General features: G+C 33.6%; 1 pseudogene. It reads left to right on the top strand.

Annotated features, from left to right (window positions below):
- Window positions 1-286, top strand: a pseudogene (gene pgi, locus LG649_RS16130) (glucose-6-phosphate isomerase); the annotation flags it as partial.

Below are 286 nucleotides of genomic sequence, written 5' to 3'. Positions count from 1 at the left end.
GTATAGATGAAAATAATATTTTTCCTATGTGGGACTGGGTTGGAGGCCGTTTTTCACTATGGAGTGCTGTTGGTTTAACCATTAGTTTAGCTGTTGGTTATAAAAATTTTAACAGCTTGCTGGCTGGTGCAAATAAAATGGACGAGCATTTTAAAAATGAAGATTTCGATAAAAATATACCAGTAGTTTTAGCGCTTATTAGCATTTGGTACAATAACTTTTTTGGAGCAGAAAGCGAGGCTATTATACCTTATTCTCAATACTTAAATCAGTTTGCAACCTATTT

The organism is Neotamlana laminarinivorans (assembly GCF_020523925.1).
GTDB classification, from domain to species: Bacteria; Bacteroidota; Bacteroidia; order Flavobacteriales; family Flavobacteriaceae; genus Neotamlana; species Neotamlana laminarinivorans.
The sequence above is the reverse complement of the archived record's forward strand: the minus strand, read 5'-3'. Positions and strand labels throughout refer to the sequence as shown.